The organism is Georgenia ruanii (assembly GCF_009193175.1).
Taxonomy (GTDB): domain Bacteria; phylum Actinomycetota; class Actinomycetes; order Actinomycetales; family Actinomycetaceae; genus Georgenia; species Georgenia ruanii.
Genome location: NZ_VUKE01000009.1, coordinates 23,139 through 50,073, shown reverse-complemented (window position 1 = coordinate 50,073; position 26,935 = coordinate 23,139). Strand labels below are relative to the sequence as shown.

Annotated in this window: 20 protein-coding genes; 8 read left to right on the top strand and 12 right to left on the bottom strand. The window is 75.8% G+C overall.

Annotated elements, in window-relative coordinates; all coding sequences use genetic code 11:
- Window positions 1-118 precede the first annotated feature (118 nt).
- Both GD880_RS10210 and GD880_RS10205 read right to left on the bottom strand, forming a co-directional pair.
- On the bottom strand, window positions 119-2,245 hold the full coding sequence (locus GD880_RS10210; RefSeq protein ID WP_152231528.1) for a M6 family metallopeptidase: 2,127 nt from the start codon (window positions 2,243-2,245) through the stop codon (window positions 119-121).
- Window positions 2,246-2,433: 188 nt separating this feature from the next.
- Window positions 2,434-2,922 (bottom strand): hypothetical protein, encoded by a 489-nt coding sequence (locus tag GD880_RS10205; RefSeq protein WP_152231527.1) that lies wholly within the window; start codon window positions 2,920-2,922, stop codon window positions 2,434-2,436.
- A 182-nt stretch (window positions 2,923-3,104) separates the two neighbouring features.
- Between GD880_RS10205 and GD880_RS10200 the strand changes: the two genes are divergently transcribed.
- Window positions 3,105-4,013, top strand: coding sequence for a universal stress protein (locus GD880_RS10200; RefSeq protein WP_193314444.1), 909 nt, complete (start codon window positions 3,105-3,107; stop codon window positions 4,011-4,013).
- Window positions 4,014-4,055: 42 nt separating this feature from the next.
- Here the strand turns inward: GD880_RS10200 and GD880_RS10195 are convergent, their stop codons facing one another.
- The 4 genes from GD880_RS10195 to GD880_RS21025 form a co-directional block, all read right to left on the bottom strand.
- A complete protein-coding gene (locus GD880_RS10195; protein ID WP_152231525.1) occupies window positions 4,056-5,324 on the bottom strand; it encodes an esterase-like activity of phytase family protein in 1,269 nt (422 codons plus the stop codon).
- Window positions 5,325-5,460: 136 nt separating this feature from the next.
- Window positions 5,461-6,675, bottom strand: a complete 1,215-nt coding sequence (locus GD880_RS10190; protein WP_152231524.1) for an MFS transporter — start codon at window positions 6,673-6,675, stop codon at window positions 5,461-5,463.
- Window positions 6,676-6,771: 96 nt separating this feature from the next.
- Complete coding sequence (locus tag GD880_RS10185; RefSeq protein ID WP_152231523.1) at window positions 6,772-7,479, bottom strand: FadR/GntR family transcriptional regulator; 708 nt, start codon at window positions 7,477-7,479, stop codon at window positions 6,772-6,774.
- Window positions 7,480-7,667: 188 nt separating this feature from the next.
- Entirely contained in the window at window positions 7,668-8,558 is an 891-nt protein-coding gene (locus tag GD880_RS21025) for a DUF4870 domain-containing protein (RefSeq protein ID WP_152231522.1), read from the bottom strand.
- 211 nt (window positions 8,559-8,769) lie between these two features.
- On the opposite strand from GD880_RS21025, the gene GD880_RS10175 reads away from it, so the two are divergent.
- A complete protein-coding gene (locus GD880_RS10175; protein ID WP_226909550.1) occupies window positions 8,770-12,027 on the top strand; it encodes a DEAD/DEAH box helicase in 3,258 nt (1,085 codons plus the stop codon).
- Window positions 12,028-12,108: 81 nt separating this feature from the next.
- Complete coding sequence (locus GD880_RS10170; protein WP_152231520.1) at window positions 12,109-12,528, top strand: hypothetical protein; 420 nt, start codon at window positions 12,109-12,111, stop codon at window positions 12,526-12,528.
- Here the strand turns inward: GD880_RS10170 and GD880_RS10165 are convergent.
- The 3 genes from GD880_RS10165 to GD880_RS10155 form a co-directional block, all read right to left on the bottom strand.
- Window positions 12,525-13,274 carry a hypothetical protein gene (locus GD880_RS10165; RefSeq protein ID WP_152231519.1) on the bottom strand — a complete coding sequence of 250 codons (750 nt, stop codon included), beginning with the start codon at window positions 13,272-13,274 and terminating at the stop codon, window positions 12,525-12,527. The genes GD880_RS10170 and GD880_RS10165 overlap by 4 nt on opposite strands.
- A 210-nt stretch (window positions 13,275-13,484) precedes the next feature.
- Window positions 13,485-13,766, bottom strand: coding sequence for a hypothetical protein (locus GD880_RS10160; RefSeq protein ID WP_152231518.1), 282 nt, complete (start codon window positions 13,764-13,766; stop codon window positions 13,485-13,487).
- A gap of 97 nt (window positions 13,767-13,863) precedes the next feature.
- Complete coding sequence (locus GD880_RS10155; RefSeq protein ID WP_152231517.1) at window positions 13,864-14,451, bottom strand: NADPH-dependent FMN reductase; 588 nt, start codon at window positions 14,449-14,451, stop codon at window positions 13,864-13,866.
- Window positions 14,452-14,726: 275 nt separating this feature from the next.
- On the opposite strand from GD880_RS10155, the gene GD880_RS10150 reads away from it, so the two are divergent.
- Window positions 14,727-15,479, top strand: a complete 753-nt coding sequence (locus GD880_RS10150) for an ArsR/SmtB family transcription factor (RefSeq protein WP_152231516.1) — start codon at window positions 14,727-14,729, stop codon at window positions 15,477-15,479.
- Window positions 15,480-15,898: 419 nt separating this feature from the next.
- Here the strand turns inward: GD880_RS10150 and GD880_RS10145 are convergent, their stop codons facing one another.
- Together GD880_RS10145 and GD880_RS10140 are read right to left on the bottom strand one after the other, a co-directional pair.
- Entirely contained in the window at window positions 15,899-16,099 is a 201-nt protein-coding gene (locus GD880_RS10145) for a hypothetical protein (RefSeq protein WP_152231515.1), read from the bottom strand.
- Between the two features lie 117 nt (window positions 16,100-16,216).
- A complete protein-coding gene (locus tag GD880_RS10140) occupies window positions 16,217-17,092 on the bottom strand; it encodes a LysR family transcriptional regulator ArgP (RefSeq protein ID WP_152231514.1) in 876 nt (291 codons plus the stop codon).
- Window positions 17,093-17,162: 70 nt separating this feature from the next.
- Between GD880_RS10140 and GD880_RS10135 the strand changes: the two genes are divergently transcribed.
- A complete protein-coding gene (locus tag GD880_RS10135) occupies window positions 17,163-17,759 on the top strand; it encodes a LysE/ArgO family amino acid transporter (RefSeq protein WP_226909549.1) in 597 nt (198 codons plus the stop codon).
- A gap of 44 nt (window positions 17,760-17,803) precedes the next feature.
- Here the strand turns inward: GD880_RS10135 and GD880_RS20325 are convergent, their stop codons facing one another.
- A complete protein-coding gene (locus GD880_RS20325; protein WP_193314443.1) occupies window positions 17,804-17,956 on the bottom strand; it encodes a hypothetical protein in 153 nt (50 codons plus the stop codon).
- Window positions 17,957-18,223: 267 nt separating this feature from the next.
- Between GD880_RS20325 and recC the strand changes: the two genes are divergently transcribed.
- Genes recC through recD form a run of 3 tightly spaced genes read left to right on the top strand, consistent with a single transcriptional unit; the run spans window position 18,224 to window position 26,915 of the window.
- Window positions 18,224-21,580: an exodeoxyribonuclease V subunit gamma gene (gene recC, locus GD880_RS10130; RefSeq protein ID WP_152231513.1), complete on the top strand. Its 3,357-nt coding sequence runs from the start codon at window positions 18,224-18,226 to the stop codon at window positions 21,578-21,580.
- Window positions 21,577-24,945 carry a UvrD-helicase domain-containing protein gene (locus tag GD880_RS10125; protein ID WP_152231512.1) on the top strand — a complete coding sequence of 1,123 codons (3,369 nt, stop codon included), beginning with the start codon at window positions 21,577-21,579 and terminating at the stop codon, window positions 24,943-24,945. Before recC ends, GD880_RS10125 begins: the two co-directional genes overlap by 4 nt.
- Window positions 24,942-26,915, top strand: coding sequence for an exodeoxyribonuclease V subunit alpha (gene recD, locus GD880_RS10120; RefSeq protein ID WP_152231511.1), 1,974 nt, complete (start codon window positions 24,942-24,944; stop codon window positions 26,913-26,915). Before GD880_RS10125 ends, recD begins: the two co-directional genes overlap by 4 nt.
- Window positions 26,916-26,935: the final 20 nt, after the last annotated feature.

Genomic DNA, 26,935 nt, shown 5'->3' with positions numbered 1-26,935 from the left:
GGGTCGTCCGCGCCGCGGACGTTCGACGTGCGACGGCGCCGCCGGGAAGGTCCGGCGGCGCCGTCGTCGATCGGTGCGCCCGCGCCGGCCGCGAAGACCGGTGCGCACGCCCCAGGTGCTACTTCTTCTGCTTGACCACCGAGTAGTCGTAGCCGGCGTCGAGCACGGCCAGGTCCCCGGTGGGCAGGTTCGACACCGAGACCACGAAGTCGGAGCCGGGTCCGTTGGCGCACTTCGTCTCGAAGGTGTCGGTGGTGATCTGGTTGCCGGTGTACCGGTAGACGAAGTTGCCCGCGCCGTCGGCGATCTCGCCCCGCGTGGTCTTGCCCGGGGTGAGGTCGCAGCGGGAGATGACCTGCAGGGTCCAGTTGTTGTTCTGGGCGCCGGTGGTCTCGATCCAGCCCTCGCCGTCGGGCGCGACGGTGGCCGCCTGGCCGCCCACGGCGACGTCGTCGATGAACCAGCCGGTGTCGAGGTAGGCCGCGTCGGTGGAGTAGCGCCAGCGCAGGTCGGTCGCGCCGGCCGGCACGGTCACGGCGTACTGCAGGTACTGCGGCTCGTCGACGAAGTACGCCCCGCCGGAGGTGCCGGTCAGGCCGTTGCCCTCGGTGTTGTTCCCGTGCGGGTCGGCGTCGCTGGAGACGACCTTGCCGCTGGCGACGTCGGTGACCGGCACGGTCACCCACTCGCCGTTCACCAGCGCCTCGACGAAGGCGTAGTCCCAGCCCTCCTCGATGAAGTGCCAGTTCCAGAAGGTCACCGTCTCCCCGCCGGTGACGGGGGTGTCCAGGCCGAGGACGTGGTCCGACTGGCTGGCGTACCCGCCCCACCAGTGGGTCGGGCCGCTGTGCGGGGCGACGACGGTGGTCTTGTCGCCGTCGAACTTCAGAGAGACCCGCGGGCCGGGGTTGCGGAACTTCTCGTAGGAGACGCCGAAGGGCAGCGCGGTGCCGTCGGGCCGGTTGGGCAGCTTGCCCCACTTGGCGCCGGGCTGGGCGCCCTGGTAGGTGCCGCGGCCGTCCCAGAAGACGTCGTTGGCGATGTCCACGGTCCAGCCGCCCGAGGCAGGGCCGAGGTCGAAGTTCTTCAGGTCGAACCGCGCCGAGTCCTCGTCGTCGAGGTACATCGTCACGGCCCAGTCCTGGAACAGCTCGTCCGCCGAGCGCAGGTGGGCGCCGGTCTGGGCGTTGAACGCGTCGATGGCGTTCTGCACGCCGGCCATGCCGTCGGCCTGCTCGGCGAAGATGAGCTTGATGAGCAGGTCGCCCGCGGTGCCGTCGTACGCGAGGTCCGGCGTCAGGTCACCGCCGCCGTTGCCGCCCGCCTGCTCCCACAGGTAGGCAAAGAAGGAGAAGGAGGCGCCGTAGTTCTCCAGCCCGCCGCCCCACCGGGTCAGCGACGTCTCCCGGTGGAAGACCTGCTGGTAGGTGAGGTGGCTGCCGGTCATGTCGTAGCCGTTGAGGAAGGCCGCGACGTCCGCGAGACCCTCGTCCACCCAGGACAGCTCGCCCGGGTCGGAGTAGTTCATGAGCAGGTGCTCGAGCTCGTGGGCGATGACGCCCTCGTACAGCTCGGGGCGGTCGTTGCTCGGGTCCCCGTCGGTCCACGGCACGGCGGTGGGGTCGCCGATCCGGTTCTTCCAGTCCAGGGCGTCGAGGACGATGACGTTCATGCCGAGGGACTGCATGAAGTGCGGCGCGAAGTACCCGGCGGTGTAGGTCGTCACCGAGCAGTCGTAGTAGGACTCGTCCTGGATGTTGTAGACCAGGGTGACCAGCGACTTGCTTTCCGGGTCGCTCGGGTCGGCCGGACCCATCTCGCCGAAGTGCGCCTCGTCGACGGCGACGATCTGGTTCTTGAGCTCGTCGCCCAGGTAGTCGATCTGCGCCTGGGTGAGCCGGTAGTCCTCGGCGCTCTTGTCCGCGCACGGGACGAACTCGTCGTTCGGGTTGTGGTCGAAGGCCGGGTCGAGGCTGTCCACGCCGGCCGGGCCCGCCAGCGCGCCCAGCGGGACGTAGACGTACACCGGGGTGCCCTCGGGCGTCTCGCCGGCGTAGGCGCGCTCGAAGACCTGGTCGTACGTGCCGCCCGCCTCGGAGTCGTTGATCGGCACGGTGATCGTCGGGTCGCCCGCGCGCCCGCGATCCACCGGATCGGCCGCCAGGGCCGGGGCGGTCAGCCCGCCCACCGCCAGCGCGCTGGTCGCCGTCGTCGCCACCAGGGCACGACGCCATGGCTGTCTCATGTGCTCCCCCTCTCGACCCCCACAGGAGGCCGTGGTCGTCTCAGGTCCGGGCCGGCTGGGCGTCGATGCCGTGGCCGGCCCGCACGAGGCCCTTTGCCGAACGTTGGGCTTCGCCGGGCACAACGTAGTACCGGACAGGGGGCGGTGGTGGGAGATTCCGGACGAGCCTTCGGCGCGACGAGCGGCCCTCAGCGCAGGATCTCGACCATGAGCACCCAGGCGTCCAGCATCGACGCGACGACGACCAGCAGGATGCCCGCCGCGATCCAGCCGACGCCGGTGAAGCCGGCGAGGAGCAGCGCGGCGCCCACGACCAGCGGCACCAGCTGCAGCACGGTGAGGACAATGCTTGCCGTGCGGGCCGCGGGGGTGACCTGCGGCAGCCCGGCGGACCGGCGCAGGTAGACGAGGCGCGGCACGGCGGTGAGGCCCGCGCCCACCAGCACCTCGGCGCCCAGCAGCGCCGCGGGCTGACCGGGGACGAGGGCGAGACCGCACACGACGACGGCGAGCACCAGCGACGCGACGGCCGCACCAGCCCTGGGCGGCAGCCACGGCAGCGCCAGGATCGCCTTGATGTTGACCGACAGGGCGACCATGACGAGCCCGGCGAGGGCCGCCGAGCCGCCCGCCATGGCGACGAAGAAGTCCTGCCAGCCGTCCGGCACCGCGGCCATGCACCGACGTTAGCCAGGGTGGGAGGAGGACGCGGCCGGGCCGGAACGGGCGGTGGCGACCGCCGTCCTTGCGGGGTCCGCCGGAGGGTGGGACGCTCACGATGTCGGTCGGCCACACGGGCGTGCGCCGGCCGGGCGGGCCACGAGGAAGGGCCGGGCGGGCCAGCGGAAGGGGTGGCGCCATGTCGCAGGACGTCGAGGCGGTCCCGCCGGGGGCAGTCGTCGTCGGGGTGGACGGCACGGACAAGGATCAGCGCTCGGTGCGGTGGGCGGCCGACGAGGCGGAGCGCCGAAAGGCCGGCCTGCACCTTCTCTATGCCGTCGCCTGGACGGAGTACTCCCGGGTCTACGGCGCCGTCACGTCCGCGGACCTCGACCGCATCCACGGCGCCGCGAAGCGGATCGTCGACGACGCCGCCCGCCAGGCGCGGGAGGCGCACCCCGACCTGGTGGTGACCAGCGCGGTGGTCATGGAGGACGCGGCGACCGCGCTGGTCCACGCGTCCCGGCACGCCGGCGTCATCATCCTCGGCGCGCGGGGGCTCGGGCGGATCGCGGGGCGGCTGCTGGGCTCGGTCTCCCAGAAGGTGAGCGCCCACGCGCACGGGCCCGTCGTCGTGGTGCGGGACACCGTGCCCGTCCCCGGGGCGCCGGTGGTGGTCGGCGTGGACCCGCGGGACCAGCCCCCCGAGGTGATCCAGTTCGCCTTCGAGGAGGCACGCCGGCGCGGGCTCGGGGTCCGCATGGTGCACGCCGCCCCGCGCGAGCGGCCCCTGCCGGAGTTCCGCGACGCCGAGGTGGAGCACATGCGCGAGACGGCCGCCACGGAGGAGGCCAAGGCCGTCGAGCGGCTGGCGGCGGAGTGGTCCCGGCGCTACCCGGACGTGCCGGTGGAGGTGCACGAGGCGCGGCGGCACCCGGTCGAGGCCCTGGTGGAGGAGGCGGCGAACGCGAGCGTCGTCGTCGTCGGCAGCCGGGCCCGCCACGGGCTGGCCGAGCTGCGCCTGGGCTCCGTCGCCCGCGGCGTGCTGTACGAGGCGCCGGTGGTGGCGGTGGTGCGGGTGGAGGCCGCCCGGCCGACGGCGGCCTGAGCGCCCCGCCCGCCCGGAGCCGGCGGGCGGAGCGCGGGCGCGTCAGCGGCGCGGGTCGGCCGGCAGCAGCCGGTGGTCGACCCTCAGCGGCTCGCCGAGCTCGATGGTGAGGAACTCGTTGACGTCCACGACGTCGTCGCCGCGCCCACCGGTGGCGGGGTAGTTGTTGTCGTTGAGGACGGCGATGGTGCGCTCGTCGAGGATCTCGACGTCCTCGATGGTGAAGTACGGGAAGGTGAACGTCTCGCCCATGCCGCCGACGTCGGCCGGGTCCGGGACGGCCATGAGGTCGACGAGCAGCTCCTTCTCGACGTACCCGTCGCGGTCGGTGTCGCGCATGTCGACGAGGTAGATCCGCTTGAACGCGGCCTCGGCGCCGTCGAGGCTGTCGCGCTCGATGACGAGGAACTCGTGGGCGTTGACGGCGATGAAGTCCCCGAGCGCGTGGTCCGGCGACTCCATCCGGTAGCGCAGGTACTCCCCGGTGAACTGGGCGCCGCGGGTGGGGTGGAGCCGGACGTCGTAGATGCGCAGGTCGCTGCCCAGCCCGGCGGCCTTGTCCTCCGCGGTGGCGCCCTCGAGCATCGGGTAGAGCCGCTGCCCGTTGGGCGCGATCGCCATCCCCTCGAACCCCTTGGAGCTGGGCAGGTTCGCGACGGCGTCGCCGAGCTGGGGGCTCGACGGCGACTGCACCCCTGGCGTCGGCAGCGGCGCGTCGAGCAGGCGGCCCCGGGCGTCGGTGTGCAGCAGGTACGGGCCGAACTCCTCGCCGAACCAGAAGGTGCCGTCCTTGGCGATCTGCATCGACTCGATGTCGAAGTCCCAGCCGGTGAGCCGGCGGTCCGCCGGGCAGGTGTAGCCGGCGGGCAGCTCGCCCGCCGCCGTGCAACCGCCGTCGCGCCAGATCTCCCACGGCACGAGGCGGTCGGGGTCGGAGAGGGTGAACCCGCCGGGCAGCACCTCGACCTCGCCGGTCTCCAGGTCCGGGCGGATGTGGTGGACGGCCAGCAGGAAGTCGGCGCTGTTGGCCTTGTTGCCGAAGCCGTTGTCGCTCATGACGAGGTAGGTGCCGTCGCCGAGGGCGTGCACGGCCGAGAAGCCCTGGACGGGCTGGCCGGGGAACGGGGCGGCGGGGTTGCCGGTGAAGAACCCCGACGGCTCGCTGCCGGGCACGAAGGTGTCCGCGGGCAGCACCGCCCGGCCGGTGAGCCGGACGCCGTCGGGCCCGGCGGGCTGGGCGGCGACGCCCGCGGTGGCGGTGGTCAGGGTCAGGGCGAGGGCGGCGGCCCCGGCCAGGGTGCTTCTGCGCATGGTTCCCCCTGCGGTGATGCGGACGGTGTCCGGGGGAGTGCAGCAGAGGGCGGTGGCCCGCCGGTGTCCGGTCCGCGGCGGCGCGGTGAACGGGGGACGACGGCGCACCGGCGCGGCGCCGACCGGCCCGGGGCGGCTACGGCTCGTGGTGCGCCGGGCGCGTCTCCCGGGCCGGCAGCCAGGCCGCCGCGGCCAGCAGCGAGAGGATCCCGGAGAGGGCGAAGGCGGCGCCGTAGCCGGCGTGGTCGACGAGCAGGCCGGCCACGACCGGGCCGAGGATCTGCCCGGCGTCGGTGCACATCTGGAAGGTCGCCAGCACCGGGCCACCGGAGCGGCGCTGGCCGACGACGTCGGCCACCGTGGCCTGCTGGGCGGGGTTGAGCAGCCCGGCGCCGGCGCCGGCGAGCACCGACAGCGCCAGGAGCCAGCCGGTGTCGGGCGCGAGGCCCAGCGCGATGGTCAGCAGGCCGCTCACGACCAGCCCGAGCAGGACGAGCGGCTTGCGGCCGCGGGAGTCGGCCAGCCGACCGGCGATCGTCAGGGCGGCGGCGTTGCCGGCGGCGAACGCGGCCAGCGCCGCGCCGGCCGCCCACGAGCCGGCGCCCAGGGCCACGGTCGCGAACAGCGGCACGATCGCCGTCCGCACCCCGAAGTTCGACCACCCGTTGGCGAAGGCGGAGGCCAGCGCGGAGCGGTAGGCCGGCACGGCGACCGCCTCACGCAGCGTCATCGGCGGCTTGGGCGCCTGGCCGGCCTGGTCGCCCAGCGCCGCGGGGCGCAGGAACACGGCGACCACGGTGGCGGCGAGCAGGAGCGCCGCGGCGTAGACGAGGAACGGCACCGCCAGCCCGGCGCCCGCCAGCAGGCCGCCGAGGAGCGGGCCGCCGATGTTGCCCAGGAGGAACGCGGTGCCGTAGGCAGCCGAGGCGCGGCCGCGGGCGGCCGGCGGCGCGAGGCGGACGATGAGCCCCATCGCCGAGACGGTGAACATCGTCGAGCCGATGCCGCCCAGCCCGCGGAAGACCAGCAGCTGGACGTAGCTCTGCGCGAACGCCGTCGCCCCGGTCGACACGGCCACGATGAGCAGCCCGGCGAGGTAGACCGGCCGCTCCCCGAAGCGGCCGACCAGCCGCCCGCCGGCGGGGGCGAACACCAGCCGGAAGAACGCGAAGGCGCTGACGACGACGGACGCGGCCGTCACCCCGACGTCGAAGCTGCGCGCGAACTGCGGCAGGACCGGGGCCACCAGGCCGTAGCCCATGGCGATGACGACGGCGGCGGAGACGAGGACCCAGATCTCGCGGGGGAGGGCGGGGGCGGGGGGCGCGGACGTCCGCGGGGTGATGGCCATGGCGCCGTCGATTATGCGCCGTCTTGGCACGCAATCGTCGTCGGGCCGTCGGGCCCCGCCCGGAGGCCAGGGTGGCCACCGCCCGGGCGGCCCGGATCAGGACGCGGCGACCGGCTGGGCCACCTCCTGCTCGACGACGTCCACGAGGGCGACGGCGAGCTGCTCGGCGCGTGCCGAGTCGCCGTCGGCGAGCGCGTCGGCCAGGCGGACGTGGTTGTCGAGGTTCTCCTCGGCGGGGTGCGCCGGCGTCAGGCCGAGCTCGTTGCGCCCGGTGAGGATCGCGGTGATCGTCCCGGCCAGGGTCGCGAGCATCTCGTTCCCGCTCGCCCCCAGCAGGGCCGAGTGGAAGGCGATGTCGGCGGCGAGGAACTCCGGGGAGGCGCCGCGGCCGGCGGCGCCGAGGCGCTTCATCTCAGCGGCGCAGCGGCGCATCTCCTGCAGCTGCTGCCACGTCACCCGTTGGGCGGCGTAGCGGGCTGCGGTGGGCTCGATGCCGCGACGCAGCTCGGTGAGGGTCTTGAGCTGGAAGGCCTTCTCCGCGCTGTCCAGCCGCCAGCGGATGACCTCCGGCGCGAGCAGGTTCCACTCGTTCGACGGCGTGACGGTCAGCCCCACCTTGGTGCTCGAGCGCAGCAGCCCGAGGGCCTCCAGCACGCGCACCACCTCGCGGGCGACGGACCGGGAGATCCCGTACCGCTCCTCGAGCTGCGCCACGGTGGTGCGATGGCCGGGCGGGACCGCGCCGGTGACGATCGCGCGGCCGAGCTCCGCGAGGACCTGCTGATGAAGGTTCTTGCCTGCCATGACGTCTTCCTCGCCGCCTCTGATGCACCTGTGCCCTATGACACTATCCCATCCCGCGAAAAGTACGCTTAATGGGTGGAGGCGGGCGCGCCAGAACGTCGACGTGGGCGCGCCAGAACGTCGGGACGGCGGGCACCGGCGGCGGGCCGGCCGACGCGGAGACGACGACGTCGACCGGCCGGGCAGCGTCAGTGCACCAGCCGCCAGGTCAGCGGGTAGCGGTAGCGCTCGCCCCGGTTGGCGGCGACGGCCGCGAGGATCATGAAGACGATGGCGGCGATGTAGTAGAGGAACAGGATGCTGCCGATGCCGAAGGTGACGACCGCGACGATCGAGAAGATGACGCCAAGGATCGTCAGCGTGATGTGGAAGTTCAGGGCTTCCTTGGTCTGGTCCTCGACGAACTGGCCGCGGTCCTTGAGCACGAGGTAGCCGATGAGCGGTCCCAGCAGCGGGAAGATCAGCCCGCTGAGGTGGATGAGCGTGGCCCACAGGCGCTGGTCGGGCGGCGACATCGGCGGGGCCTGGTAGCCGTACGTCTGGCCGTAGCCCTGCTGCGCGTACCCCTGCTGGCCATAGCCCGCCTGGGTGTAGCCCGTCTGCCCGTAGCCCGGGGCGCCGTACCCCGGCTGGCCGTACTGCTGCTCGGCGGAGGCCTGCTGGCCCCAGCCCTGCTGGCCGTACTGCTGCTCGCCGGACGGCTGGGAGCCGTAGGCGGCCTGGCCGTAGCCCTGCGTCCCATACCCCTGCTGGCCGTAGCCCTGCTCCCCCTCGCCGGGCTCGGCCGGCGCGCCGTAGCCGGCCTGCGCCCCCGCCTGGGTCTGGTCGTACCCGGCCTGCCCGTAGCCCTGCGCGCCGTAGTCGGGCTGCGGCGCCGCATCCTCCTGGCCGACCGCGCGTTCCTCACCCGCCGTGGCCTCGCTCGCGGTGGCCTCGCTCGCGGTGGCCTCGCCCGGGGCGGGCTCGGCCGCGTGGTAGGGCTCGGACGCGCGATACGAGGTGCGCTCCTCCGGGGACGTGGGGGGCTGCTGGCCCTCCTCCGCGGATCCCGGCTCGCGGTCGTTCGGGTTGGTCGTCATGATGGTTCACCACTTCACTGACGTCGGGACCGGACAGGGCCGGCGCCTCCAGGATCCCAGCCCGATCGGTCACCGTACAGCCAATTGTGCTGGTGGGACGCCACCGCCGACCCGCGGAGCAGGGCCCTGGCCTCCCCGGACCGTCCGAGGGCCGAGCCGGGCCTGGCGGCCCGGGCAAGGGATGTCGGTCCCGACCTCTACCCTGAACGGCGTGGCTCACGAGGTCCCGGCATCCACACCACCGGCGCGATGGCCGGCCTTCCCCGACGAGGACGACATCCTCGACGCCGTCGGCGGGGCCACCTTCGCGCGCGGCTACGCCTATGCCGAGCAGGACCGGGTGCTGTGGAACCACACCGACGCGCGCAGCCGCACCCTCTACGCCGCCGTCGAGGGCTCGAGCCTGCGACCGTACTCCGTCCTGGTCCAGGTCGGCGGCACGCCCCAGCGCCCGCGCTCCACCGGGCACTGCACCTGCCCGGTCGGCACCGACTGCAAGCACGTGGCCGCCGTCCTCCTCGCGGCCCGGTGGGGCCTGGGCCTCGGCGGCGCCGCCCCGACCGCCACCCCCGAGTGGGAGCAGGTGCTGGCCGACATCGTCCGCCAGGACGCGCCGGTCGCGCACGGCGTGCCCCTCGGCCTCCAGCTCGAGGCGGTCCGCGCGGTGGCCGGCGAGGGCGCCCGGGTGCGCCTGCGCCCGGTCGTGCCCGGCCGCCGGGACAACTGGGTGCGCACCGGCATCTCGTGGGCCGACCTGCGCTACGCCTACACCGACCGCCTCGTGCGCGCCCACCGCGAGGCCCTCCAGGAGCTCTTCCTCGCCCACCGCACCGGCGCCGGCTACACCTACGGCGACGTGCCGGTCTTCCTTGACGAGTTCGGCCCGGCGCTGTGGCCCCTGCTGCGCCGCGTCGTCGACGCCGGGGTCGCGTTCGTCCCCGCGCGCGGCACCGGCCCGGTCCAGCTGGCCGCCGAGCCGGCCCGCGCCGTCGTCGACCTCGCCCGCACCGGGGAGGGGGACCTGGAGGTCACCGCGGCGCTGCGCCTGCCCGCCGGGCACGACGGCGGCCGGCTGCTCGGGCTCCTCGGCCGGCCCGGTCACGGCGTGGCCGTGGAGGTTCCCGCGCCCGGAAGCGGCCCCGCCGGGCTGCTCCTGGCGCCGCTGGCCGAGCCGCTGACCAAGCGGGCAGGCGCGCTGGTCGACGCCGGGCGCGTCCTCGTCCCGGCCGCCGACGCCGAGCGGTTCCTGCGCGAGTACTACCCGGGACTGCGCCGGGTGCTGCCGGTGGAGTCCACCGACGGCACCGTCGAGCTGCCCGAGGTGGCCCCGCCGCGCCTGGCGTTGCGCCTGGTGTACGGCCCGGGCCACCGGCTCGACCTCGCCTGGTCCTTCCGCTACGACCTGGGCGGCGCCGCCCAGGTCGTGCCGCTGGACGACGCGGCCGCCACCGCCGCCCGGGACACCGCCGCCGAGGCGGAGCTGCTGCGCGCCCTGACCCTGCCCGCCGACGCGCCCGCCGCGCTGTGGGCCCCCGGCCCCGCGCCCGCGCTGGCCGCCACCGCCGTGCTGCGCGGCCTGGAGGCCGCCGTCTTCACCGAGGAGGTCCTCCCGACGCTGCGCGACCAGGGCGTGGTCGTCGAGATCGAGGGGGAGGCCCGGGAGTACCGGCGCTCCGACGCCGCGCCGGTCATCCGCGTCTCGGCCCAGGACTCGACCGAGACCGACTGGTTCGACCTCGGCGTCACCGTCGAGCTCGACGGCGAGGAGATCCCCTTCGAGCCGCTGTTCGTCGCCCTCGCCCGCGGCGAGAGCCACCTCGTGCTCGACTCCGGCACGTACTTCGCCCTGGCCCGGCCCGAGCTGGAGCAGCTGCGCCGGCTCATCGCCGAGGCCGCCGCGCTGGAGGACCGCCCGCCGCACCAGCTGCGGCTCAGCGCCTACCAGGCCGGGCTGTGGGAGGAGCTGCGCGAGCTCGGCGTGGTCGAGACGCAGAGCGCCCGGTGGGCCGGCGCCGTCGCCCATCTGCTCGACGGCGAGACCGCCGCGCCCCCGCCGGTCCCCGCGGGGCTCGCCGCGCACCTGCGCCCCTACCAGCGCGACGGCTACCGGTGGCTGAGCTACCTGTGGGAGGCCGGGCTCGGCGGGATCCTCGCCGACGACATGGGCCTGGGCAAGACCCTGCAGACCCTCGCCGCCGTCTGCCGCGCGCAGGAGACCGGCCGGCTCGCGGCCCCCGTCCTCGTCGTCGCCCCCACCAGCGTGGTGGGCAACTGGGCGGCGGAGGCCGCCCGGTTCGCGCCGGGCCTGACCGTGCGCGCCGTCACCGAGACCGTGCGGCGGGCCAAGCGGCCGCTGGCCGACGACGTCGCCGGCGCCCACGTCGTCGTCACCTCCTACGCGCTGTTCCGCATCGACTTCGCCGCCTACGCGGCGCTGCCGTGGAGTGCCCTGGTGCTCGACGAGGCCCAGTTCGTCAAGAACCACCAGGCCCAGACGTACCAGTGCGCCCGCAGGCTCGCCGCGCCGTTCAAGCTGGCCATCACCGGCACCCCGCTGGAGAACAGCCTCATGGACCTGTGGGCGCTGCTCTCCATCGTCGCGCCCGGGCTGTTCCCCGACCCGGCGAGGTTCACCGAGACCTACCGCAAGCCCATCGAGCGCGGGGAGGACCCCGCCCTGCTCGCCACCCTGCGCCGGCGCATCACCCCCTTCATCCGCCGCCGCACCAAGGAGCAGGTGGCCACCGAGCTGCCGGCCAAGCAGGAGCAGGTCCTGCGCGTCCAGCTCAACCCCCGCCACCGCAAGGTCTACCAGCGCCACCTGCAGCGCGAGCGGCGCAAGGTGCTCAGCCTCGTCGACGACCTGGAGAAGAACCGCTTCACGATCCTGCGGTCGCTGACCCTGCTGCGCCAGCTCAGCCTCGACCCGGCCCTGGTGGACGAGGAGTACGCCGGGATCTCGTCGAGCAAGGCCGACGTCTTCCTCGAACAGCTCCAGGAGGTGGTCGACGGCGGCCACCGCGCCCTGGTGTTCAGCCAGTTCACCGGGTTCCTCGGCACCATCCGGGCGCGGCTGGAGGCGGCCGGGATCGCCTACGCCTACCTCGACGGGCGCACCCGCGACCGCGCCCGGCGCATCGAGCAGTTCAAGACCGGCGACGCCCCGGTGTTCCTCATCAGCCTCAAGGCCGGCGGGTTCGGGCTGAACCTCACCGAGGCGGACTACTGCTTCATCCTCGACCCCTGGTGGAACCCGGCGGCCGAGGCCCAGGCCGTCGACCGCGCCCACCGCATCGGCCAGGACAAGCGGGTCATGGTCTACCGCATGGTCGCCGACGAGACGATCGAGGAGAAGGTCCTGGCCCTGCAGGAACGCAAGCGGGACCTGTTCGACCGGGTGGTCGACGACGGCGACGCCCTCGCCGCGCCGCTGAGCGCCGAGGACATCCGGGCGCTGCTGGTCTCCTGAGGTCGCGCCTGCGCGGGGGGCTTGGCATCCGCGCGGCCGACCGGGCCCCGTCGCCGGGCCCGGCGTGCCATCGTGGGTTGCATGCGCACGCTCGCCGGACGGGGCGCCCTGGCGGTGCTGGTCGCGGCCGCGGTCGCCGGGTGCGGCGGCAAGCCGCCGCTGCCGACGGACGTCGCGTACTACCAGCCGTACGAGCGCGGTGGCATGGAGGCGGTGCTGACCGGGACCCTGGTGCGCCAGCACGGGTGCACCTACGTCGAGGACCACACCGGGCAGCGGTGGGTGCCGATGTTCCCCGACGTCGGGCTCGCCTGGCACGACGAGGACCTGCACGCCGGGGGCCAGACCTACCGGCTGGGCACCGAGGTCGCCCTGCCGGGCGGGCAGACCCAGCCCTACCCCCGGAGCCTGCCCCGGGGGTGCGACGCCGCCGCGCGGACGTGGCTTGTCGCGTGGGACGGCACGACCGCGTCGCCGCACGTCATCGAGCAGCCGCGCTAGCCGGCGCGGGAGCGCGCGGACCTCCGCGCGGCAGCGCCGGCGCCGCGCCGCATCCGCACCGACGACCGCAGCAGGACGAGGGTCATCGCACCCACCCACGCGAGCAGCAGGGGCAGTGACGCGAAGAGAAGACTTGTGAGCGCCGGAACGTCGACGAGGAACGCCGCACCCGAGACGGGCAGCAGGACCGCGGCGCCGGCGCCGAACCAGCCGAGCCAGGCGGGCCGCTGTCCGCGGCCCTGGACCGACGCCAGTGCCACCAGCACCCCGAGCGCGAGCAGCTTGAAGGTGTCCAACCGATTGATGAGGTCGAAGGCGTCGTCCGTGGCGCTCACCCGACCCGCCTCGGCCTGGACCACCAGGACCGCCATGGTCGCCGCCTGCACGAGCGAGAGCAGCGCCGCCGCCAGGCCCGCCGCGGCCACCGAGCGTCGAGCCCGCCGCGACCGGGCGGCGACGGCGAGGACCCAGCCGGCCAGCGCCAGGCCCGCCACCCCGTGGACGAGGGCGGACTGGACGAGCGCCGCGCCGCCGTGCGCGGCGAAGAAGGCGTGGACCTCCGCCGCGGTCGCGAAGGCCCCCGGCGAGGCGGGAGCGACGACCAGGCCCACCACCCATGCCAGGAGGTAGGTGCCGGCGGCCGTGGCGAGGACGCCGCCCCCGCCTGGCATCGACGTGGGGCCGGGATCGGCACCGAGGGCGGCCGAGGTCGTCGGGCGCCGGTGGGTGCTGCCGAGTGGGGGCATCGACGGGCCTTCCTGGGAAGCCGTCGCGACGCGGCCGGGGCGGCGACGAGGGGGCGGACGGCGGTCTCCGCGCGTCACGGTAGGCCCGCCGGTGCCGGCGAGCCCTCCTTCGCGAGGCGGATGGCCCCCGCGATCGCTACGCCGCAAGGCGGAGCCTGACGGGCATCGGCCCCGGGGTGTCGTCGGCGCCCGTCACACACCCGCGCCGGTTCAGGTGGGCCGCAGGTCGCAGGGGCGGAACAGGGCCGACCCGCCGTCGTCGGTGGTCGCCCGCAGCACGACGACGGGAGCCGACGGCGACCAGTGCTTGACCTTGTTGACGACCACGACCCGGCCCGGCAGGGACGCCGGGGAGGTGTGGCCGAAGGAGTTGCCGACGACGACGGCGACGGTGCCGACCGGGAGGTGGCGCTCGGCGGTGGTGATGTCGGTGTGAACCTCGTCGGGCCAGCCGGCGTCGACGGGAGGTGAGGGGTGGTTGAGGTGAGTCACGAGGTGACCTTCGATCGGTGGTGCTGTGCCGACGGCGCGGCACCAGGTGGTGCCGCGCCGTCGGCGGGTGCGGGCCGGGTCGGCCCGATGGGCTGGGTCAGGCGTTGGCCGCGACGGGGGAGAACTGGCCCGCGCGGACGGCCTCCATCGCCTTGGTCCAGGTCACCAGCTGGTCGAGCATCGGCTCGACGGAGGCGGTGGCCGGCTCGGTCGGGGTGAAGATCGAGAAGTTCTCGAAGTCCGTGAACAGGGACATGAGGACGGCGTTGCGCACGTGGGCGACCTGCATCTCCGAGAGGATGCCGCGCAGGTGCTCGACGGCGCGGGCGCCGCCGGCGGAGCCGTAGGAGACGAACCCGGCGGCCTTGTCGTTGACCTCCGAGGCGAGGTAGTCCAGGGCGTTCTTCAGCGCGCCGGTGATGGAGTGGTTGTACTCGGAGACGACGAACACGAAGCCGTCGAACTCGGCCATCTTCGCGGACCAGGCCTGGCCCTCGGCGGACTGGGCCGGGCCCCACGACGGCGGGGTGGGCTCGGCCCACACGGGCAGGTTGAAGTCGGCGATGTCGACGACCTCGAACTCCGCGTCCGAGCGCTGCTCGGCGATGGACTTCACCCAGCTGGCGACGTTGAGGCTCTGGCGGCCCGGGCGGACGCTGCCGGTGACGATGGCGATCTTCGTCATGACTCTCCCAAGTTGTGCGTCGAGCGGGCTCGTGCCCGTCACCCCATGCCAATGCATGAAAGTTCAATCAGATTCCCCTGGGCGGTGTGCGGTCGGTCACCATGCGTCGTTCTGTCGACCGAACGGGCGCCGGCGCGCCGGTTGCAGCCGTGGCGCTCGCCGTGAACTGGCGGGGTCGCCGGGGCCGCGGCTGCCGGTGCCGCGCACGCGGGGCGAGGTGGCCCCCGTGGCCCGTCAGGTGTTGACATGTGACCAAACGGTCACATAATGGAGGGGTGGACGCGGTGTTCAAGGCGCTCGCCGACCCCACGCGTCGGCAGCTCCTCGACGAGCTCTTCCGCCAGGACGGGCAGTCCATGAGCGCGCTCGAGCGGCGCTTCGCGATGAGTCGCTTCGGGGTGGCCAAGCACCTCAAGCAGCTGGAGGAGGCCGGCCTCGTCGTCGTCCGACGGCGGGGCCGGGAGAAGCTCCACTTCCTCAACCCGATTCCCATCCGCCTCATCCACGACCGGTGGGTGAGCAAGTACGCCGAGCCCTGGGCGGCGGCGCTCAGCGAGCTCAAGAGCACCCTGGAGACTCCGATGGAGAAGGTCTTCGAGATCTACATCCGCACCACGCCCGAGCGCCTGTGGGAGGCGATCACCGACCCCGAGACCCGCGCGAAGTACAACTTCGGCGCCCGGGCGGAGTCCGACTGGCAGGTCGGTTCGCCCCTGAGGATGGTCAGCCCGAGGGCCGACGGGCTGCTCGGCGACGGCGAGGTCCTCGAGGTGGACCGGCCCCGCCGGCTGGTCCACACCATGCGCGCGCTGTGGGGCGAGGACGTCACGCAGGAAGGCTTCTCCCGGGTCACGTGGGAGATCGAGCAGGTCGAGGACTCCTGCCGGCTCACGGTCACGCACGACCAGCTCCGCGAGGGCGCCAACGAGCAGCTGTACGGCGGCTGGCCGATGATCCTCTCCGGCCTGAAGACCTGGCTGGAGACCGGTCAGGTGCTGACCACCCCGGGGTCGCTGATGTACGCCTGAGCCCCCGGCGCCCGGGGCGAGGAGGTCCGGCCCGGAGCGCCGATCGACACGCACGCGCACGGCGGCCCGGACGGTGTCACCGATCCCTGGCTCACCGCGGACCTGGGCCCGCTGCACGCCACGCACACCCTCGAGCAGGTCCTCCCGGACATGGCCGGCCTCTGCTCGACCTCGCCGTCGGGCTTCCGGTGGCGGAGCCGCGTCAGCCCCTGTGGAACCGGCTCTCGAGCGACGGCGCGGACCACGAGCGGTTGATGCTGCCCTCGGTCGACCGGCGTGGGCGGCCCCTTGCGGGTGAAGGTCGCCGTCTCGCGGCTCGCCTGACGACGTCGAGGAGCCGAGGGGCCGCGACCGTCGTCATGGACCCGGCCGACCGGGGGGCGCTGCCGGGCGCGTCACCGCCGCGGACGGCGCGCCGCTCAGAGGTCGTCGTGGTCCCGGGCGCCGCAGTGCTCGCAGAAGCCGCCGACGACGATCGCCGGCCCCCGCGAGAACTCGCACCACACCCGGTTCGGGTCCGCGGAGGGGTCGATGGCGTCCTCGGCCACGGCCCCTGCGAGGTCGGCCAGCCCCCAGGCCTGCTCCATCTCGAGGTCGACCTCGAGCGCGATGGCGGTCATGCGCTTCCCCCTTCGTCCGCGACGTTCGGTCGGTTTCCACGATGAACCCGACCACTGACATCGGCGGGGACCGACGCGCCGAGGAGGGCCACGTCGGGTGGTGACCCGCGCGACGGCTCAGCGGCGCAGGGTGGCCGCCGCCGCCCTGACGGCCGCGGTGATGCGGTCGAGGTGGGCCGAGCGCAGCCGCCAGCACTGCCAGTACAGCGGCACGTCGACCCGGTCCCGGGCATCGAGGCGGACCAGGCGTCCGGTCCGCAGATCGTCGCCGAGCTGCGCCTCGGGCACCACACCCCAGCCCAGCCCCGCCCGCACGGCGGCGAGGAAGCCCTCCGAGGAGGGGACCACGTGGGTGCGGCCGGACCCCGTCACGCCGTGGGCGGCGAGCAGCCGGTCCTGCAGCTCGTCCTTGGCGTTGAAGCGGACGACGGGCATCGCCGCCCAGTCCGGGCCGCGGCCGCTGGTGTGGCGCCGGGCGAGGGCCGGGGTGGCCACCGGCAGGTAGCGCATGACGCCCAGCCGCTCGACGGCGCAGCCCTGCACCGCGACGGGGTCGGAGGTCACCGCCCCGAGGACGGCGCCGGTTCGCAGCAGGGCCGCGGAGTGGTCCTGGTCCTCCACCTCCAGCCGCAGGACGACGTCGTCCCACGCCGCGCACTCGGCGAGCACGCCGACGAACCAGGTGGCCAGGGAGTCGGCGTTGACCGCGACGGGCAGGTCCAGGGTCGGGCCGTCGCCGGCGGCGAGCTCGGCGACGGCCTCGCGCTCGAGCAGCTGCTGCTGGCGGGCCAGGCGCAGCACCACGGCGCCGGCGGGCGTGGTGCGCACGGGCGTCGTGCGGACGAGGACGACCTGCCCGAGCTGGGACTCCAGGGCCCGGATGCGCTGGCTGATCGCCGACGGCGTCACCGACAGGCGCCGGGCGGCGGCGTCGAAGGTGCCGTGGTCGACGATGGCGACCAGCGCGGCCAGCTGCTCCGTGCGGAAGGACATGAAGCGATGCTAACGATCGTGAAGAAACTGTCGCTTCCCTTCACGCGAGAGGCTCCCTAGGGTCGATCGGGTGTCCTCGGTTCTCTCCGGCCTGCTCACCGGGCTCTCGCTGATCGTCGCCATCGGCGCCCAGAACGCCTTCGTGCTGCGCCAGGGGCTGACCCGCAACCACATCGCCGTCGTGGTCGCCATCTGCGCCGCCTCGGACGCGGTGCTCATCGTTCTCGGCGTGAGCGGCGTCGGCGCCGTGGTGCGCGAGCACCCGACGGCGCTGGCCGTGCTGCGCTGGGTCGGCGCGGCCTACCTGCTGGTGTACGGGCTGCGCTCGCTGTGGAGCGCGCGCCGGCCGCAGGGCCTGGACCCCCTGGCGGGCCGGGCGGCCGGGCGCCGCCGGGTGGTGGCGACCACGCTGGCGCTGACCTACCTCAACCCCCACGTCTACCTGGACACGGTGCTCATGCTCGGCTCCGTCGCCAACCAGTACGGCGCCGACCGCTGGTGGTTCGCGACCGGGGCGGTGGCCGGCAGCGTGCTGTGGTTCACCGCCCTGGGGTTCGGCGCCCGCGCCGCCGCGCCGGTGCTGCGCCGGCCCGCCACCTGGCGGGTGCTCGACGTCGTCATCGGCGCCGTCATGATCGCCCTCGCGGTCCGGCTGGCGAGCGGCTGACGGCTCGTGATCGGCGGACGTCGGCGGCGGGCGGACGCTCGGGGCTACCGGCCGCTCGTGGGCCCGGTCTCCTCGCCCTCGGCGGTGTCCGTGGCGGCCTCCGCGCGCTCGCTCCGCGCCTCGTGCGCGTGCTCGCGCTCGTCGATATAGGGATCGTTCTCCATCCCGATGGCCTCGTCCGGGCTGGGCGTGCTCATGTGGACCCCCTCCCTCGCTGGTGTGCCGTCGAGTCTCCGCGCGCCGGGGCCCGCCCGCAAGGCCCTCAGGCCCGCCCGACGCGCCGGTCCCGCCGCCCCCGTCAGACGTCCCGGAGGAAGTCCAGCGCGCGCTCGGTGAGCAGGACCGCCGCCGTCTGGTCGTAGGCCGGGAGCGGCTCCCGGGCGGGCCACGGTGGGGCGAGCGCCGGGATGTCAGCGGGCCGAAATAGGGTTGGGGCGCGAGAGACCAGAGGGAGGCGAGGCCGCGTGCTGCACCTGCACCGCTCCGAACGCGCCGACGCGCTCGTCGGCCCGCTGGCCGCGCTGCTCGCCGAGCCGCCGGAGGACCCCTTCGCGCCCGACGTCGTCGCCGTCCCCACCCGCGGGGTGGAGCGCTGGCTCGCCCAGCGCCTGTCCCACCACCTCGGCGCCGCCCCGGGCGAGGCGGGGGTGTGCGCCAACGTCACGTTCGGCTCGCCGGCCCGCCTGGTCGGCGAGGTGCTCGCCACGACCCTCGGCCTCGACCGCGACGCCGACCCCTGGCGGGCCGAGCACCTCAGCTGGCCGCTGCTCGAGGTCGTCGACGAGGTCGCCGGCGAGCCGTGGTGCGCCGCCCTGGGCCGCCATCTCGGCGTCGGCACCGACGACGACGTCCGCCGCGGGCGCCGACTGGGGGTCGCCCGCCACCTCGCGCGGCTCTTCACCTCCTACGCGGCCCAGCGCCCCGCCATGGTCCGCGCCTGGGCCGTCGGCCGCGACGACGACGGCTCGGGCGGGGCCGTGCCCGCCGACCTGGCCTGGCAGCCGCGGCTGTGGCGCCTGCTGCGCGAGCGGCTGGGCACGCCCAGCCCCGCCGAGCGGCTCGACGACGCCCTGCGCCTGCTGACCGACCGGCCCGAGAGCGCCGACCTGCCGGCCCGGCTGTCGGTGTTCGGGCCCACCCGGGTGCCCGAGGACCAGCTGCGGGTCCTGCACGCCCTCGGCGCGCACCGCGACGTCCACCTGTGGCTGCCCCATCCCTCCCCGGCGCTGTGGGAGAAGGTCGCCGCCGCCCCGGCCCCCGCCTCCCCACGCCGCCGCGCGCAGCAGACGCTCGCCGGGCACCCGCTGCTCGCCTCGATGGCCCGCGACGCCACCGAGCTCCAGCAGCGCCTCGCCGCCCTCGGCGACGCGGCCGACGTCCACCACCCGGCGCCCGAGCCCCCGCCGACCCTGCTCGGCGCGCTGCAACGGCGGGTGCGCGCCGACGCGCCCGCCGACGCCCCCCACGTCCTCGCCGAGGAGGACCGCAGCGTCGAGGTGCACGCCTGCTTCGGGCCCACCCGGCAGGTCCAGGTGCTGCGCGAGGTGCTCGCCGGGCTGTTCGCCGCGGACCCCACCCTCGAGCCGCGCGACGTCATCGTCATGTGCCCCGACGTCGAGGCGGTCGCCCCGCTCGTCGCCGCCACCTTCGGCCTCGCGGCCGAGGGCGGCGAACCCGGCCACGCCGTCCACCCCGGCCAGACCCTGCGGGTGCGCCTGGCCGACCGCTCGGCCCGGCACGTCAACCCCCTCCTCGGCCTGCTCGCCGCCCTGCTCGACCTCGCCGACGGGCGCGTCACCGCCTCGGAGGTGCTCGACCTGGCCGCGACCGAGCCGGTGCGCCGCAAGTTCCGGCTCGACGACGACGACCTCGCCCGCGTCCGCGACTGGTCGGTCCAGACCGGCGTGCACTGGGGCGAGAACCTCGCCCGCCGCGAGCGGTTCGGACTGCCCGCCCTCGGCCAGGGCACCTGGGACCTCGCCCTCGACCGGCTCCTGCTCGGCGCCGCCATGGCCGAGGAGGACTACCGCTACCTCGGCCCGGCGCTGCCGCTCGACGACGTCGACAGCACCGACATCGACCTCGCCGGGCGACTGGCCGAGCTGCTCGACCGCCTCGCCGCCGTCCTCGCCACCCTCGACGGCGCCCACCCGCTGGGCACCTGGCTCGACCGCCTGGACCGCGCCCTCACCCTGCTCGCCGAGCCCGCCCCCGGCGAGGACTGGCAGGCCGTCCAGGCCCGCTGGGTGCTCGCCGACGTCCGGGCCGCCGCCGCGGGCCGCGAGGACGCCGAGCTGCGCCTGCCGGACGTGCGGGCCCTGCTCGCCGACCGCCTGCAGGGCCGGCCCACCCGCGCGGGCTTCCGCACCGGGGCGCTGACCGTGTGCTCGCTGGAGCCCATGCGGGCCGTCCCGCACCGGGTGGTGTGCCTGCTCGGCCTCGACGACGGCGCCTTCCCCCGCGGGGGCGGCAGCGACGGCGACGACGTGCTGCTGCGCGAGCCGTGCCTGGGCGAGCGGGACCGGCGCAGCGAGGACCGCCAGCTCTTCCTCGACGCCGTGGCCGCCGCGGGGGAGCGGCTCGTGCTGCTCTACAGCGGCGCCGACGAGCGCACCGGCACCGCCCGCCCGCCGGCGGTGCCGGTCGGTGAGCTGCTCGACGCCCTCGACGCCGCCGCCACCACCCCCGACGGCCGGCCGGTGCGCGAGCACCTCCTCGTGCGCCACCCGCTGCAGGTGGTCGACGAGCGCAACTACACCCCCGGGGCGCTGGGCCGGCCCGGCCCGTTCAGCTTCGACGCCACCGCCCACCGCGCCGCCCTGGCCGGGCGCGGCCCCCGCGCCGCCGCCGCCCCGTTCCTGCCGGCCCCGCTGCCGGAGGAGCCGGCGCCGGCGGTGCTCGACCTCGACGACCTCGTCGCCGCGCTCGAGCACCCGGTCAAGTGGTTCCTGCGCCAGCGCCTGCAGGTCTCCCTGGCCGGGGAGACCGAGGACGTCGAGGACCGCCTCCCGCTGGACCTCGACCCCCTGGAGTCCTGGCAGGTCGGCGACCGGCTGCTCACCGCCCGCCTCGCCGGGGCCGACCCCCGCCAGGCGGTCAACGCCGAGTGGCGCCGCGGCGAGGTCCCGCCCAAGGAGCTCGGCCGCGCCACCCTGGTCGACCTCGCCGACCGCGTCGCCCCCATCGCCGAGGCCGCCCGCCGCCTCGCCGGCACCGAGGCCCGCGTCGCCGACGTCCGCACCACGCTGCCGTCCGGGACGGTTCTCGCCGGCACGGTGCCCGGCGTCCGCGACGGCACGGTGCTGCGCGCGACCTACTCCCGGCTGGCGCCCAAGCACCGGCTGCGCGCCTGGGTGCAGCTGCTCGCCCTGACCGCCGCCGACCCGGCCCGCCCCTGGCGCGCCGTCACCGTCGGCCGCGCCCCGGGCAAGCGGCCCGGCGCCCTGGTCGCGACCCTGCGCGCGCCGGACCCGACCCGGGCGGCGGCGTGGCTCGACGAGCTCGTGGCGCTGGGCACCAGCGCCCGCCGCGAGCCCCTGCCGCTCCCGGTCGCCGCCGCCTGCGCGTACGCGACCAGCCGGGCCGCCCACAACACCGAGGCCCAAGCTCTCGAGGACGCCGACCGCGACTGGCGCGGCGGGTTCGAGCGCACCGACGAGCACCACCTGCTGGTGTGGGGCGAGGCCGACCTGGCCGACCTTGCCGGCACCCCCGGCCCGGACGAGCAGGCCGGGTGGCCCGAGGACCGCACGCGGCTGGGCGTGCTGGCCCGCCGGGTGTGGGACCCGCTGCTCGCGCACGAGGAGACGGAGCACCCATGACTCAGCCGCTGACCCTCGACACCCCGGCCGTGTTCGACATCTGCGGCGACCTGCCCACCGGAACCACCGTCCTCGAGGCCAGCGCCGGCACCGGCAAGACGTTCACCATCGCGGCCCTGGCCACCCGCTACGTCGCCGAGGGCGTCGCCGAGCTGGCCGACCTCATGCTCGTCACCTTCGGCCGCGCCGCCACCTCCGAGCTGCGCGACCGGGTGCGCGAGCGCCTCGTCTCCGCCGAACGGGAGCTGCGCGCGCCGCAGGCCCGCGACAGCGACGACGCCGTCGTGCGCCACCTGGCCGCCGTCGACGACGCCGAGCTCGACCGGCGGCGCCGGCGCCTCACCCGCGCCCTGGCCCAGTTCGACGCCGCCACCATCACCACCACCCACGGCTTCTGCCAGCAGATGCTCGCCTCCCTGGGCGTGGCCGGCGACGTCGACGCCGACGCCACCTTCGTCCCGGACATCGCCGACCTCGTCGAGGAGGCCGTCGACGACCTCTACATCCGGCGCTACGCCGGGGCGGCGCAGCCGGCGCTCACCCCCGCCGACGCCCGCGAGGTGGCCAGGGCCGCCGTCAGCGACCACCAGGCCCGCCTCGAGCCCGCCGCCGCCCCGGCCGACTCCCTCGCCGGGCACCGCTACGCCTTCGCCCGGGACGTCGCCGGGGAGGTGCGCCGCCGCAAGCGGGAGCGCCGCCTGCTCGACTACGACGACCTGCTCGTGCTGCTGCGCGACGCCCTCACCGACCCCGCGCACGGCCCGGCCGCCGCCGAGCGGGTCCGCGCCCGCTACCGGGTGGTGCTCGTCGACGAGTTCCAGGACACGGACCCGGTGCAGTGGGAGATCCTGCGCACCGCCTTCCACGGCAACCGCACCCTCGTGCTCATCGGCGACCCCAAGCAGGCCATCTACGCCTTCCGCGGCGGCGACGTCGTCACCTACCTCGCCGCCCGCCGCGACGCCACCGCCACCGCCACCCTGGGCCGCAACTGGCGCAGCGACGAGCCGCTGCTGCGCGGCCTCGACGCCCTCCTCGGCGGCGCCGCGCTGGGCGACGCCGCCATCGTGGTGCGCCCGGTCGACGCCGAGCACACCGGCCGGCGCCTCGACGGCGGCGCCCCGGTGCGGCTGCGGCACGTCACCCGCGCGCCCTTCGGCAAGCGGGGCACGAGCAACCCCCGGGTCGGGGAGGTCCGCGACCTCCTCGCCGCCGACGTCGCGGCGGACGTCGTCCGCCAGCTCGGCGCCACCCGCCTGCGCCAGGGCGGCGCCTGGCGCCCGCTCCAGCCGCGCGACGTCGCCGTGCTGGCCCGCCGCAACGCCGACGCCCTGGCCGTGCGCGACGCCCTCGCCGCCGCCGGGGTCCCCGCCGTGGTCTCCGGCCTGTCCAGCGTCTTCGGCACCCCCGCCGCCGGGTACTGGCTCACCCTGCTCACCGCCCTGGAGCAGCCCGGCCACACCGGGCGCACCGCCGCGCTGGCCCTGACCCCCTTCGTCGGCTGGGACGCCGCCCGGCTCGCCGGTGCGGACGACGCCGCCCGCGACGAGCTCTCCGACCGGGTGCGCGCCTGGGCCCGGGCCCTCGCCGACCGGGGCGTGGCCGCCCTGCTCGAGGCGGTCAGCGAGGACGGCGTCGCCGAGCGGCTCATGCGCACCAGCACCGGCGAGCGCACGCTGACCGACCTGCGCCACGTGGGCCAGACGCTGCACCTGGCCGCGGTCCAGGACCACCTCGGCACGGCCGCCCTGACCGACTGGCTGCGCCGCCGCATCGCCGAGGCCGCCGAGGACTACGCCGAGGAGCGCAGCCGCCGGCTCGAGACCGACGCCGCCGCCGTCCAGGTGGTCACCGTCCACGCCAGCAAGGGCCTGGAGTTCCCGGTCGTCTACGTGCCCTTCGGCTGGGACCGCTACGAGAGCAGGACCCCGCCGATCCTGCACTTCCACGACGATGCCGGCACCCGGCTCCTGCACGTCGGCGGCGAGCAGGACGCCGGCTATGACGCCGCCCGGGAGCGTCACCTGGCCGAGGAACGCGGGGAGGACCTGCGCCTGCTCTACGTGGCGCTGACCCGCGCCGCCGCCCAGGTGGTCGTGCACTGGGCGCCCTCGTCGAACTCCGCCGCCGGGCCGCTCAGCCGCCTCCTCTTCGGCGGCCACGCCCCCGGCCAGCAGCCGCCGGACCGGGTCGCGGCCGGCACCGACGAGAAGATCACAGCGGCCCTTGCGGCCCTGGCCGCGCGCGCCGGCGGCGCGATGGCCGTGGAACCGGTGACCGAGCGACCGGCACCGGCCCGCTGGGACCCGCCGCCCGCCGCGCGGCCCGCGCTGGGCGTCGCGGCCTTCGGCCGGCGCCTCGACCTCACCTGGCGGCGCACCTCCTACACCGGGCTGACCGCCGCCGCCCACGAGCAGGCCGGCGTCGCCAGCGAGCCGGAGACCACCGGGGTCCTGGACGAGGCCGAGCTGCCTCTCGCAGCCGGCGCCCCCGGCGGGCCGGACGCCGGCGCCGGCCCGGCCGACCCCGCCCGCGCGGTGGCGTCGCCGCTGGCCGACATGCCCGCCGGCGCCGCCTTCGGCACCCTCGTGCACACCGTCTTCGAGCACCTCGACACCGGCGCCGCCGACCTCGACGCCGAGCTGCTGCGCGCGTGCCGCGAGGCCGGGACCGCCCGGGTGCCCGGCGTCGACCCGACGGACCTCGCCGCCGGGCTCGCCCCGGTCCTCGCCACGCCGCTGGGCCCGCTCGCCGACGGCGTCACGCTGGCCCACGTCGCCCCGGCCGACCGGCTGGCCGAGCTGGAGTTCGAGCTGCCCCTCGGCGGCGGGGACGCCCCGGCCGGGGTGGCCGCCACCCTGGCCGACCTCGCCGCGCTGCTGCGCCGCCACCTGCCCGCCGACGACGTCTTCGCCCCCTACGCCGACCTGCTCGGGGAGCTTGGCGCGGCCCAGCTGCGCGGCTACCTCACCGGCAGCCTCGACGCCGTCCTCCGCCTGCGCGACGCCGCCGGGCAGCCCCGCTACGTCGTCGCGGACTACAAGACCAACCGCCTCGGCCCGGCCGAGGAGCCCCTCACCGCCTGGCACTACCGCCCGGTGGTCATGGCCGAGGCGATGATGCAGGCGCACTACCCGCTCCAGCTGCTGCTCTACCTCGCCGCGCTGCACCGCTTCCTGCGCTGGCGCCAGCGCGGCTACGACCCCGAGCGCCACCTCGGCGGCGGGCTGTACCTGTTCGTACGCGGCATGTGCGGGCCGGGCACCCCGGTCACCGACGGCACCCCGCACGGGGTGATGGCGTGGCGCCCGCCGGCCGCGCTGGTCGTGGAGCTGTCCACGCTGCTCGAGGGGAGGCGCGCATGAGCCGGCCGGCCGCGACCGGCGTGTCCGCGGAAACGCGCGGCCGCGACGCCTCCGCGGCTACGCTCTCGGGCCCTTCCGCGGACCCGCGCCTCGCCCTCGGCGCCGGACCGCTGCTGGCCCCGTTCAACGCCGCCGGCGTCCTCGCCGCGGCGGACGTGCACGTCGCCCGGCGCCTGGGCCGGCTGGCCCGCGAGGACGACGAGCGGGTCCTGCTCGCGGTCGCGCTGGCCGTGCGCGCGGTGCGCTCGGGCTCGGTGTGCGTCTTCCTCGACGACCTCGCCGCCCTCGCGGTGCCGGAGGGGGAGGAGGCCGTCGAGGTCGGCGAGCTGCCCTGGCCCGAGGCGGGGGCGTGGCGCGCCGCGATCGAGGCCAGCCCGCTCGTCGCCGTCGGCGTCCACGGCCCCGCCGACCGGCCGGTGCGCTGGCTGGACGGCCGCCTCTACCTCGACCGCTACTGGCGCCACGAGATGGCCGTGCGCCGCGCGGTCGACGCGCGCCTGAGCGCGGCTGCCCCAGGCGCCCCCGCCGTGCAGGCCCCGGGCGCGGCTGCCCCGAATGCGGCGCCGGCCCAGGCCGTGGCCGCGGCCGCACGCCGCCTGTTCCCCAGCCCGGAGGACGACCGCCAGCGCCTCGCCGCGGCGACGGCGGTGCTCAGTCGGCTCACCGTGCTCACCGGCGGCCCCGGCACGGGCAAGACCACCACGGTCGCCCGGGTGCTCGCCGTCCTGCAGGAGGTGGCCGGGCCCGGGCTGCGGGTCGCGCTCGCCGCCCCCACCGGCAAGGCCGCCGCCCGGCTGCAGGAGGCCGTGCGTGCGGAGGTCGCGCGCCTGGGCGCGCCGGACCGCGCCGCGGTGGGGGAGCCGGAGGCCACCACCGTGCACCGGCTGCTGGGCTGGCGGCCGGGCAGCTCCACCCGGTTCCGCCACGACGCCGACCACCACCTGCCCCACGACGTGGTCGTCGTCGACGAGACCTCGATGGTCTCCCTGCCGCTCATGGCGCGCCTGCTCGAGGCGCTGCGCCCCGAGGCCCGGCTGCTGCTCGTCGGCGACCCCGACCAGCTCGCCTCCGTCGAGGCCGGTGCCGTGCTCGGCGACCTCGTGGCCCGCCCGCCCGTCGTCGACACCCTGCCCGCCGCGCTCGCGGCGATCCTGCCCCGGGATGTGCCCACCGACGCCGCCGCGCGGGACGCCCTGCGCAACGGGGTGGTCCGGCTCGAGCGGGTCCACCGGTTCAGCGGCGCCATCGCCGACCTGGCCGCGGCGATCCGCGCCGGCGACGCCGACCGCGTCCTCGCCGTGCTGCGCTCGGGCGCGCGGGAGGTCCAGTTCGTCGAGACGGCCGGCGAGCGCCTCACCGACGCCGAGGCCGCCGGCGTCCGCCACGACGCCACGGCGGCCGGCGCGGCGCTGGTCGCCGCCGCCCGCGCCGGCGACGCCGCCGGCGCCCTGCGCGCCCTGGAGTCCCACCGGCTGCTGCTCGCGCACCGCCGCGGCCGGGCGGGGGTGGCCCACTGGGCGGCGCTGGTCGAGGGCTGGGTGCGCGCGGCGGCCGGCCCCGACGCCACGGACTCCCCGTGGTACCCCGGCCGCCCGCTGCTGGTCACCAGCAACGACCGGGACACCGGCCTGTACAACGGCGACACCGGCGTCGTCGTCGGCGACGGCGCCGGGGGCGTCGTCGCCGTCTTCGGCGACCCGGACCAGCCCCTGCGCGTGCGCCCGCACCGCCTGCCGCCGGTGGAGAGCGTCCACGCCATGACCGTGCACCGCGGGCAGGGCAGCCAGTTCGCCCACGTCTCCCTCGTGCTGCCGCCTGCCACCTCGCCGCTCCTCACCCGCGAGCTGCTGTACACCGCCGTCACCCGGGCGCGAGAGCTGGTGCGGATCGTCGGCGGCGCCGAGGCGGTGCGGGCGGCGGTGGAGCGCCCGGTGCGACGGGCGAGCGGGCTGCGCGAGCCGCTGCCGTAGGCGGCTGGCCGGCGCGCGAG